Source organism: Rhodococcus sp. A14 (genome assembly GCF_011603105.1).
Taxonomy (GTDB): domain Bacteria; phylum Actinomycetota; class Actinomycetes; order Mycobacteriales; family Mycobacteriaceae; genus Rhodococcus_F; species Rhodococcus_F opacus.
On sequence record NZ_JAAOQS010000184.1, the window covers coordinates 1 to 9671 of the forward strand.

The window sequence follows — 9671 nt, forward strand, 5'->3', positions numbered from 1 at the left end:
CGCGACGAGTTCTACGCCCGCCCCACCGAACCGCTGAGCAGGTGGGACGACGGGTTCGTCGCGGGCCGCGATCTACTCGCCGGCGGCACCTGGATGGGAATCGCCGACTCCCTGCGATTTGCGGCCGTCACCAACGTCCGCAACGGCGCACCCTCGACCGGGGCACGGTCGCGTGGGGCCCTGCCCGTCGACTACCTCCGCGGTCGGCTGTCCCCCGCCGACTACGCCGCGCAGGTGGCCGCGACGGGCGCCGAGTACGGCAGCTTCAACCTGCTCGTCGGCGACCCCGCGGAACTGTGGTGGGCCACCAACCGGCCCCACGGTCGGCGGCAGCGAGTGGAACCCGGCGTCCACGGCCTGTCCAACGCCGAACTCGACACGCCCTGGCCGAAGGTGACCGGCGGCAAGCAGGCGTTCGGCGCTGCACTCGCCGCCGACGACGGCAACCTCGATGCGGATCCGGGGGCATACTTCGACGTGCTCGCCGACAGCGACCCCGCATCGTGGGAGGCGCTGCCCGACACGGGCATCGAACCCGAACTCGAACGCGCCCTGTCGTCCCGGTTCATTCACTACGGCGACTACGGGACGCGGGCGTCGACACTGCTGCGGGTCCGGCCGGACGGCACCTTCGACATCACCGAACGACGGTTCGACGAGAACGGCCGCACCGGCGAGGTCCACTACCCCGCACGTGAGTGACAAAGTGTGCTCCCGCACGCTTTGCCACTCACGTCAGGTGAGGGAGGAACGGATGACGCCCGCCGTCTGATCGAGCGCGATCCGGCTCGGCGACTTCGGCATTCCGCGCAGCCCGAACCCGTCACCGGCCGTGCGGGGAACGACGTGCAGGTGGACGTGGAAGACCTCCTGGCCGGCGGCGATCCCGTCGGCCAGGAACAGGTTGACGCCCTGAGCCCGCATCGGCCCGTGGCGCAGCGCGGTCGCGATGCGCTGCCCCACCGCGAACACCGCCGCTCCGTCACCCGGGTCGAGGTCGGCGAGCCCGGTCGCGTGCCGCTTCGGGACCACCAGCAGGTGTCCGGAGGTCCACGGCCGGATGTCCATGAACGCCATCACGTCGTCGTCCTCGTGCACGACGCTGGCGTCGGATCGGCCCGACACGATCTCGCAGAAAATGCAGTTCACGGGTTAGGCACCTCCGGTGCTTGTGCGCCTTTTCGGTAGCCCCCGCTACCAAAAAGGCGCACGGGCGCTACGCGCCTACAGGATCGGGGACGGCTGGTAGGCGGCTGCCTCGGGGTTGGCATCGACGAGCTTCTGCACCTGCGCGACGACCGTGGCGACCTGGGACTCGGCGGCACCGATGAACGCCTTCTTGTCGGCGAGGGCCTCGTCGAGGGCGGCCCGGTCGAGGGGCAGGCGGTCGTCGGCGGCCAGTCGGTCGAGGAGGTCGGGTTCCTTGCCTTCTTCGCGCATCGCCAGCGCGACAGCGACGGCGTGTTCCTTGATGACCTCGTGCGCCGTCTCCCGGCCCACACCGGCCCGCACCAGGGCCATCAGGACCTTGGTCGTGGCGAGGAACGGCAGGTACCGGGTGAGTTCCTTCTCGATGACGGCGGGGTAGGCGCCGAATTCGGCGAGCACCGTCAGGAACGTCTCGATCAGTCCGTCGATCGCGAAGAACGCGTCCGGCAGCGCGACGCGGCGCACCACCGAGCAGAACACGTCGCCCTCGTTCCACTGCGCGCCCGCGAGCTCGGCGGCCATGGACGCGTACCCGCGCAGCACGACCTGCAGTCCGTTGACGCGCTCGCAGGAACGGGTGTTCATCTTGTGCGGCATCGCGGACGACCCGACCTGGCCGGGCTGGAAGCCCTCGGTGACCAGTTCGTGGCCGGCCATCAGGCGGATGGTGTGCGCGAACGACGACGGCCCGGCCGCCACCTGAACCAGCGCGGACAGCACGTCGTGGTCCAGCGACCGCGGGTACACCTGACCGACGCTCGTGAACACGTGGGAGAAGCCGAGGTGCTCGGCGACCTTCTGCTCGAGCGCCTCCAGCTTGGACGCGTCGCCGTCGAGGAGGTCGAGCATGTCCTGCGCTGTGCCCATGGGGCCCTTGATGCCACGCAGCGGGTAGCGGTCGATCAGCTCGCGCAGCCGGGTGAGCGCGACGAGCAGTTCGTCGGCCGCCGACGCGAACCGCTTGCCCAGTGTGGTGGCCTGCGCCGCGACGTTGTGCGACCGGCCGGCCATGACGAGGCTGCCGTACTCGGCGGCCCGCTCGGCCAGCCGGGCGGCGACCGCGACACCGTGCGCGTGCACGTGCTCGAGCGACCGCAGGATCTGCAGCTGCTCGACGTTCTCGGTGAGGTCGCGGCTGGTCAGACCCTTGTGAACCTGCTCGTGCCCGGCGAGGGCGTTGAACTCCTCGATGCGGGCCTTCACGTCGTGGCGCGTGACGCGCTCACGGTCGGCGATGGAGTCGAGGTCCACCTGCTCGAGCACCCGCTCGTAGTCGGCGAGCGCCTCGGCCGGCACGTCGATCCCGAGTTCCGCCTGGGCACGCAGCACGGCGAGCCACAGCTGACGCTCGAGGACGATCTTGTGCTCGGGCGACCACAACTCGACGAGTTCGGGGCTGGCGTAACGGTTGGCAAGGACGTTCGGGATGCGGCTCACGAGTCCTCAGTTTACGGCGGTGCTACAGCTCGACGTGGTCCGGCCGGTCCAGGGCGGGCGCGACGACGTCGACGACGTCGAGCAGCATGGCCCGGGCGAGGGCCCGCAGGTCGGGGTCGTGTTCGCCGAGCGCGGTCACCAGGGCTCCGTCGACGACGGCGACGAGCCGCCGGAGTTGCTCCTGCCGGACGTCGCGGTCGGAGCGTCGCAGGGCCTCGGTGAGTACGTCGTCGAGTTGTGCGCGCAACCGCAACTGGACCTCACGCAGTTCGGGGCGACGCGCGCAGGCCGTGAACCGCTCGTACCGGGAGATCAGCCTCTCGCGACAGTCCTCACTGATCAGAGCCGGTCCGACGAGTAGGTCGAGGAGGAGGTCGACGGTGGATTCGCGACCGCGGCGCCGGTGCGTGACGTCGTCGACGCGGCCGCGCATGACCGCGAGATCACGGTTGCCGTTGCATTCGACGGCCTTCGCGATCAGGTCGTCCAGCGACTCGAAATAGTAGGTGGTCGACGCGAGAGGAAGGTCGGCCCGGGTGGCCACCGAGCGGTGCCGGACCGCGTCGAATCCGCCCTCGAGCAACAGATCGGCGGCAGCCTCGACCAGCGCCTGTCGGCGCCGTTCGCCCTTCGGAGTTGCCGCAGATGACACCAATTCATCCTGCCAGCCGCGGGTGCCGCACCAGGGCAAATTGGACGACAGACCGCGAAGTATGTGGGCTGCGGAGGCCACCCGCGGGGCGTCGGGACCACGCGGGTGTCCGTGCGGATGCTGGCCCTGGGATGTGCGGTGACCGCGCCGATGGGCCTGGTGTCGGCGTGCGGATCCCGGGGTGGCTCCGCACCGGATCCGGACCCTCGTCCGCGGCCACGTACACCGCCGCGGCGTGCCCGTCCCCGAACGTCCCCGGGGTGCCGCAACTCGATCTCGGACCCGGCTTCAGCTGCGGCACCCTGACCGTGCCGGAGGACCGATCGCGTCCGGACGGACGACGGATCGACCTGGCCGTGACGCGACTGGCTGCCACGTCTCCGACCCCGCGACCCGACCCGCTCGACGTCCAGGCCACCCGATCGTGCCGCGACCGGACGGCCGGTGGCGGCTACGACCTGGGCGCGTACGACACCACCGCGAACGCCGCCGACGTCGCGGATCTGCGGGTGGCGCTCGGCCTCGACGAGTGGAACATCTACGGCGTCTCGTACGGCACCCACCTCGCGCTGACACTGCTCCGCGACCACCCGGACGGCATCCGCAGCGTCGTGCTGGACTCGGTCGTACCGACGCAGAGCAACATCATCGAGGGCTTCTGGCCGGGCGCCGCCGAGGGATACCGCGCACTGTTCGACGCGTGCGCCGCTCAGCCGGCATGCGCCGCCGCCTACCCCGGGCTGCAGGACGAATTCACCGGGACCGTGAACCGGCTGGCCGCCTCGCCGCTGACCGTCGGCCTGTCCGGCAGGCGCGTCGTCCTCGACGGGTACACGTTCACGAATCTGGTGATCCAGCAGAGTCTGGCGCCGGGGAACTACGCAGGGCTTCCCGCGCTCATCCACTCGACCGCCACCGGCGACGGCGTCCCGGCCGCCACCCGCGCTGCTCGGCACGGTGACACCGCCGGGCCTCATCGGCTACGGGCTGACGTTCGGGGTGGGCGGTGAGCGGACGGCGTTCACCGACCGTGAGCGGGTTGCCGCCACCGCGAAGCGGGTGCTCCCGGACTTCCCGGACCCCGTGCTGTCGCTGGTGCCGCAGGCGGCCCGGATCTTCGACGACTGCGACGTCTGGGACGTGCCCGCGTCCGACGCCCGCGTGCACGAGCCCACGGCGAGCGACGTGCCGGCCCTGCTCCTCACCGGTTCACTCGACGCCGTCACCCCGCCGTCGCAGGCGCGGACCGCGGCCGAAACCCTGTCGCGGTCCGAGGTCCTCGAGTTCCCCGGGCTCGGTCACGACGTACTGCAGTCCTCGGATTGTGCCCCGGCCGTCACGGTCGGCTTCCTCGAGAACCCAGCCGGCGGCTACCACACGAGTTGCCTCGCGCGGGTGCAGATGCCGGTCTTCACGACCGGATGAGCACCGGGGGTCGGCCGGCGAGGCGACGGAGCCGCAGGGCGATCGTCACCAGCGCGGGGAACGTCACGGCGAGAAGGGTGAACCGCTGGAGAAGCCCGGCGACATCGTGCAGTGGGGCATCCTCCGGCATCGCGAACCGGCCCAGCATCACGAAGCACCCCAGTCCGACCACCCCGACGACCCCGACGTACCGCGCCAGGCCGCGCCACCGCGGATCGGCGGCGAACCGGCGCGACAGCATCACCAGGGCGAGGGCACTACAGGAGAAGAACGTGATCCCCGAGATCACATGGTGGCCAGGGTCGTAGGGCTCCCCGGCCGGATCCTCACGCAACGGGAACACGGCGGCGAGGATCAGCCCCACCGCTGCCACGCCGAGCAGGGCCGGCCCCGCCCAGCCGAAGCGTGTCGCCGCGATGCCGCGGTGCAGTCCGGCCGCGAAGATCAGCAGTAGCTCGGCGAAGGCCAGGAAATTCAGCTGCTGGATCCACCCGCTCGGGTCCGCCTCGAGGGCGCTGATCGGGTCGGCGATCGGGCTGTAGTCGTCCCGGAGGACTGCCTCCTGGGCGACGAACCCCGCGGTGAACACCAGCGGTCCCGCTGCGCCCGCACGGGCGGCCCACCGCTGGAAGTCGGGGCGCGACACGAGAACTGACGTGGTGACCATGCCATCGACGCTAGAGCGACGCCACCGCCCAGGCATCGGAAAATTCACCCATCTCGCCCCGGGCGGAACATGGGTCGTTCTACCCACTGCGGTCAGTTGTCGGGAACGACGGCTCCTGTCGACGCGTCGACGTTCACGTCGTAATCCCAGCCCTTGGCGTCGCGGATATGGATGTGCCACACCGTCTTACCGTCCCGTTGTTGCTCCTCGGCGTTCGCGACCGTTCCGCCCGGGACTGTCGCGACAGCGATCTGCTCAGCCTGCTGCTGGGTCACCGCTCCGCCGGCGGGAGGAGCGGGTGCGGGTGCAGCTGTGGTCTCCCCGTCCCTGCTCTCGGGGACCACCGCGCCGGTCGCCGCATCGACGTCGACGTCGTAGTCGTAGCCCCGTGTGTCGCGGATGTGGACATGCCACATCGTCTTTCCATCCCGTTGCTGTTCCTCGGAGTTCGAGACGGTGCCGCCCGGGACTGCCCCGACAGCGATCTGCTCCGCCTGCTGCTTGGTGACCGCCGACGCCACCGCCGTGCCCGTGGTTGTCGGCGCCGCCGTCGTGGCCGTGGCCGACGCCGTGGCACTGGCAGATGTCGACGAGGTGTCACTGCTGTCGGAACCGCATCCACCCAGCACCAGCGCGGACGCCGCGACAACCGGGATCAGGCTCGCACATCGCACAATTCTGGTGGTCATCGTGGCTCCTCGATCGCTCGACGGCGTGGACCTGCCTGTCAGAGTACGGGAGCGACAACCGACCTCGCGGTAGTTTTCCGCAGTTCTCGCCGGTCCGAGTCAGCGCGTCACCACGCTCGGCACGACCGCCTGCCGAAGCCCCGACGGGCCAGCACGAGCCAGACTATGGGCAGGAAGACGAGTGGAGGGACGCGCACCAGGGCGACCCACAGGATCGCGGCGAGCACGGCCACCACGAACACCAGCGTCCGCAGCGCCGCGGCCTCCCGTCCCGGATCGCGGCGCACGCGATCGGGTTCGGGCGCGAAGCGCTGTTCGTCCGGGAGGTCCGCGAAGAGCGGCGTGAGGTCGGCGGCGGTCTTGGCGAGGTACGCCTGGCGCACCCTCGCGTCGAACTCGTCGGTCTCGAGCCGTCCGGCTGCGAAATGTTCGGCGAGTGCCGCCGCGGCTTGCTCCCGTTCCACGGTCCCGATGCGGACTCCGCCGGGAACGGGTGGCTGTGGATGACTGATGTCGCTCATGTCGTCGCCTCAGGGCCGGTGTGTAACAGTGTAATCCTAGCCACAGTGTAGGCCTTCTACTCCTGGTCGTGCCCGTGGAAACCTTCCCGGCGCTGCTCCTCCGCCCGTTCCCGGCACCGCCGCACGAACTCGGCTTCCTCCGGGTCGGCGGGCAGCCGATCGCCCGGGTCCTTCGGCGGCCGTCCGACGACGAGCCACAACACCGAGCCGACGAGCGGAAGCAGCAGCACGATCACCAGCCAGCCCTCCTTCGAGAGGTTCCGGAACTGGTCGTCGTCGGTGGTGATGGCGTCGGCGAAGCACAGGACCCACAACACGAATGCGAACAACGCGATGTACAGCATCGCCGTTCTCCTTGCCTGGCACACCGAACACGCAGTGCGCCCAAGTCCATCGAACAACTGCTGCGGCGCCGCCGCAAGAGCTGTCGTCGGGAAACTCCGCCTACAGCCAGCGACCCAGTCGCACCAGCGATTCCCGGACCTCGGCGGTGGATCCGGCGAACGACAGCCGGACCGTCCGGTCGCCGTGGACGGTGTCGAAATCGATGCCCGGGGCCAGCGCCAGACCGGTGTCCTGCAGCAGTCGCGAGCACCATTCCGTCGACGTGCCGCCGTGGGATCCGCCGAGCAGGTGCCCGATGTCGGCGTACACGTAGAACGCGCCGTCGGCGGGCGCCAGGTCGGTGATGCCCAGTTCCGGAAGCCCGGTGAGCAGCAGCTCCCGGTTGACGGCGTAGCGCTGGACGTGGCCGTCGAGCTCGGCCCTCGATTCCTCGGTGAACGCGGCGATCGCCGCGTACTGGGAGATGGCCGGCGGGCACACCGTCATGTTCGAGGCCAGGCGCTGCAGCGGCCGGCGCAGCCCCTCGGGGACCAGCATCCAGCCCAGCCGCCAGCCCGTCATCGAGAAGTACTTGGACACCGATCCGACGACGACGGATTCACGCGACGTCTCCCACGAGCTCGTCATCGCCTGCTCGCCGTATCCGATGCCGTGGTAGATCTCGTCGGAGATCAGCAGCGTCCCGTGGTCGTCGCACCAGCGGGCGAGGGCGGCCAGTTCGCCGGGGTCGATGACGGTGCCGGTGGGGTTGGCGGGGCTGGCGACGATCAGTCCGGCAGGCGGCTCGGGCAGGGCGTCGAGCATCGCGACCGTCGGCTGGAACCGGGTGTCCGCTCCGCAGTCGATCTCGATGACGTTGCAGCCGAGCGCGGCGAGCGTGTTCCGGTAGGCCGGGTAGCCGGGGCGGGCCACCACGACGGTGTCGCCGACGTCGAACGCGGCGAGGAACAGCAGCGTGAACGCACCCGAGGATCCGGTGGTCACGACGACGTCCTCGGCGTCGACGTCGATACCGGATTTTGAGGAGTGGTATCCGGCGATCGCCTCCCGCAGCGGCAGGATCCCGAACGTCTCCGTGTAGCCGAGCAGGTGTCCGTCGAGCACTTCCCGCGTCGCGCGGAGAACCGGCTGCGGAGCGGGAGTGGACGGCTGCCCCGCTGCGAGCGTCAGCACGTCACCGTGGGTGCGCTGACGTTCGGTGGCGGCCTTCCACACGTCCATCACGTGGAAGGTCTGGATGTTGGACCGCTGGGATTCTGGACGCACCCCTTGACGCTAGCGTGACGCGCTCACTGCCCCGCCAACGCGTCCCGCTGCCACTCCACCGTCTCCCTGATCGCCCCCACCACCGCCGCGACCTCCGGTCGGCGCAACGACTCGGGTCTTGCCACGAGCCAGTACGCCAGCGTGGCCTCGACCTGCCCGGGCAGCACCCGGACGAGGTCGTCGTGGCGGTCGGCCATGAAGCACGGAAGCAACCCGATACCTGCCGACGCCCGGGTGGCCTCGACGTGCACGAACACGTTGGTCGACGTCACCGATTCGCGCATCGAGACGGTGAGGCGGCGTGCGAGGTCGAGTTCGTCGACCTGCAGCATCGAGTCGATGAAGTAGACGAGTGAATGATCGGCCAGATCACCCACCTGCCTCGGGGTGCCGTGTGTGGACAGATACGACTTCGCGCCGTACAGGCCGAGGGTGTAGTCGGCCAGCCACAGCGCCTCCGCCCGGTGCACCTGCGGCTTGCCCACGACGATCTCGATGTCGAGCCCTGAGCGATGCTGTGAGGCCCGGCGGGTGATCGCGACGATCTCCACGGACACCTCGGGGTGCCTGCTGCGGATCAGCGCGCCGGCGGGTGCCGCGATGTAGGCGCTGAACCCGTCGGTCGCCGATACCCGGACCACGCCCTTCAGGTGGTCGGCGCGGCCGGGTTCGGCGACGAGTCCGTGGACGGCGGCCTCCACGCGTTCGGCCGCGGTCAGCGCCTGCCGCCCGAGGTCGGTGAGTTCCCACCCGCCGGCGGCCTTCACGAGGACCCGGCCGCCGAGGCTTTTCTCCAGACTCGCGATCCGCCGCGAGATGGTCGTGTGGTTGACGCCCAGGTCGTCGGCGGCGGTGTTGAAGCGGCCGGTCCGCCCCACTGCCAGCAGTACGAGCAGGTCGTCGGCGCTGGGCATGGCTGTTCCGGAGGTCACTTCTGCATATTTGCACATGCCGACTGCAGGTTGCGTCATTGTGTGCGCACAAATATGCATCAATACTCGGCAGGACCAACGAACTGTGTCCCCAGTCACAGCGGGGTACGGAGTGTAACGAGGAGCGACAGATGAGCGTCGACGAAACAGCGCACGCGAAAGAAGCCCCGCCGTCCGGGCTGAAGAAGGTGGTCGGCGCGTCCATGGCCGGCACCGTCGTCGAATGGTACGAGTTCTTCCTCTACGGGACCGCGGCGACGCTCGTGTTCAGTAAGGTCTTCTTCGCGGCCGGCGGCAACGAACTCGACGCGATCATCGCGGCGTTCGTCACCTACGCCGTCGGCTTCGTCGCCCGGCCTCTCGGCGGCATCGTCTTCGGTCACTTCGGCGACAAGTTCGGGCGCAAGCAACTGCTCCAGTTCAGCCTCCTCCTCGTCGGCGCGGCCACGTTCCTGATGGGCTGCCTGCCCACGTACGGCCAGATCGGGTACTGGGCCCCGGCCCTGCTCGTCACCCTCCGCTTCATCC

13 protein-coding genes are annotated in these 9671 nt (G+C 69.7%); 4 read left to right on the forward strand and 9 right to left on the reverse strand.

The features are described from left to right. Positions 1-702 (forward strand): NRDE family protein (locus G9373_RS43655; protein ID WP_167121061.1); only part of this gene is annotated, 702 nt, incomplete at its 5' end. A 33-nt stretch (positions 703-735) separates the two neighbouring features. On the opposite strand, the gene G9373_RS43660 is transcribed toward G9373_RS43655, so the two are convergent. The 3 genes from G9373_RS43660 to G9373_RS43670 form a co-directional block, all read right to left on the reverse strand. Then, positions 736-1149: an HIT domain-containing protein gene (locus G9373_RS43660; protein ID WP_005566400.1), complete on the reverse strand. Its 414-nt coding sequence runs from the start codon at positions 1147-1149 to the stop codon at positions 736-738. Positions 1150-1224: 75 nt separating this feature from the next. Next, a complete protein-coding gene (purB, locus tag G9373_RS43665) occupies positions 1225-2646 on the reverse strand; it encodes an adenylosuccinate lyase (RefSeq protein WP_005254886.1) in 1422 nt (473 codons plus the stop codon). A gap of 22 nt (positions 2647-2668) precedes the next feature. Further along, complete coding sequence (locus G9373_RS43670) at positions 2669-3298, reverse strand: TetR family transcriptional regulator (protein ID WP_005254889.1); 630 nt, start codon at positions 3296-3298, stop codon at positions 2669-2671. Positions 3299-3465: 167 nt separating this feature from the next. On the opposite strand from G9373_RS43670, the gene G9373_RS43675 reads away from it, so the two are divergent. Both G9373_RS43675 and G9373_RS43680 read left to right on the forward strand, forming a co-directional pair. Next, positions 3466-4308, forward strand: coding sequence for an alpha/beta fold hydrolase (locus G9373_RS43675; protein WP_166680666.1), 843 nt, complete (start codon positions 3466-3468; stop codon positions 4306-4308). Further along, a complete protein-coding gene (locus G9373_RS43680; RefSeq protein ID WP_166680665.1) occupies positions 4256-4723 on the forward strand; it encodes an alpha/beta hydrolase in 468 nt (155 codons plus the stop codon). Before G9373_RS43675 ends, G9373_RS43680 begins: the two co-directional genes overlap by 53 nt. Here the strand turns inward: G9373_RS43680 and G9373_RS43685 are convergent. The 6 genes from G9373_RS43685 to G9373_RS43710 form a co-directional block, all read right to left on the reverse strand. Beyond that, entirely contained in the window at positions 4710-5390 is a 681-nt protein-coding gene (locus G9373_RS43685; protein ID WP_167121063.1) for a DUF998 domain-containing protein, read from the reverse strand. The two genes, G9373_RS43680 and G9373_RS43685, sit on opposite strands and share 14 nt — an antisense overlap. 92 nt (positions 5391-5482) lie before the next feature. Continuing rightward, a complete protein-coding gene (locus G9373_RS43690) occupies positions 5483-6079 on the reverse strand; it encodes a PepSY domain-containing protein (RefSeq protein ID WP_120659695.1) in 597 nt (198 codons plus the stop codon). A gap of 107 nt (positions 6080-6186) precedes the next feature. Next, complete coding sequence (locus G9373_RS43695; protein WP_005254895.1) at positions 6187-6600, reverse strand: DUF1707 domain-containing protein; 414 nt, start codon at positions 6598-6600, stop codon at positions 6187-6189. Between the two features lie 56 nt (positions 6601-6656). Next, complete coding sequence (locus G9373_RS43700; protein ID WP_005254896.1) at positions 6657-6944, reverse strand: PLDc N-terminal domain-containing protein; 288 nt, start codon at positions 6942-6944, stop codon at positions 6657-6659. Positions 6945-7044: 100 nt separating this feature from the next. Further along, positions 7045-8211 carry a pyridoxal phosphate-dependent aminotransferase gene (locus tag G9373_RS43705; RefSeq protein ID WP_054245752.1) on the reverse strand — a complete coding sequence of 389 codons (1167 nt, stop codon included), beginning with the start codon at positions 8209-8211 and terminating at the stop codon, positions 7045-7047. A 23-nt stretch (positions 8212-8234) separates the two neighbouring features. Next, positions 8235-9125: a LysR family transcriptional regulator gene (locus G9373_RS43710; RefSeq protein WP_120659696.1), complete on the reverse strand. Its 891-nt coding sequence runs from the start codon at positions 9123-9125 to the stop codon at positions 8235-8237. A gap of 149 nt (positions 9126-9274) precedes the next feature. Between G9373_RS43710 and G9373_RS43715 the strand changes: the two genes are divergently transcribed. Further along, a partial coding sequence (locus G9373_RS43715) for an MFS transporter (RefSeq protein ID WP_167121065.1) occupies positions 9275-9671 on the forward strand: 397 nt, incomplete at its 3' end.